The 748-nt window shown below is 49.1% G+C and carries 1 protein-coding gene; it reads left to right on the forward strand.

Going from position 1 to position 748, the window contains the following annotated elements:
- On the forward strand, nt 1–748 hold a 748-nt coding region (locus tag D8836_RS11095), incomplete at both ends, for a collagen-like domain-containing protein (RefSeq protein ID WP_474104106.1).

The following is a 748-nucleotide window of genomic DNA, read 5'->3' on the forward strand; positions in this document are numbered from 1 at the left end:
CGGCAAAGTTGATCCAACAACAGAAGGTAAAGACGGCGATAAATACGTTAACACAGAAACAGGTGACGTNTTCGTTAAGAATAACGGCAACTGGGAAAAAGAAGGTAACATCAAGGGACCTAAGGGTGATAAAGGTGCAGAAGGTGCGCAAGGACCTAAAGGTGCGGATGGAGCTCAAGGTTTACCAGGACGCGACGGACGTGATGGAGCACAAGGACCTGCAGGACGTGACGGACGTGATGGACGCGACGGAAAAGACGTATTGAACGGCAAAGTTGATCCAACAACAGAAGGTAAAGACGGCGATAAATACGTTAACACAGAAACAGGTGACGTTTTCGTTAAGAATAACGGCACATGGGAAAAAGAAGGTAACATCAAGGGACCTAAGGGTGATAAAGGTGCAGAAGGTGCGCAAGGACCTAAAGGTGCGGATGGAGCTCAAGGTTTACCAGGACGCGACGGACGTGATGGAGCACAAGGACCTGCAGGACGTGACGGTCGTGATGGACGCGACGGAAAAGACGTATTGAACGGCAAAGTTGATCCAACAACAGAAGGTAAAGACGGCGATAAATACGTTAACACAGAAACAGGTGACGTNTTCGTTAAGAATAACGGCAACTGGGAAAAAGAAGGTAACATCAAGGGACCTAAGGGTGATAAAGGTGCAGAAGGTGCGCAAGGACCTAAAGGTGCGGATGGAGCTCAAGGTTTACCAGGACGCGACGGACGTGATGGAGCACAA

The organism is Streptococcus mitis, from assembly GCF_003942995.1.
GTDB lineage: Bacteria > Bacillota > Bacilli > Lactobacillales > Streptococcaceae > Streptococcus > Streptococcus mitis_CV.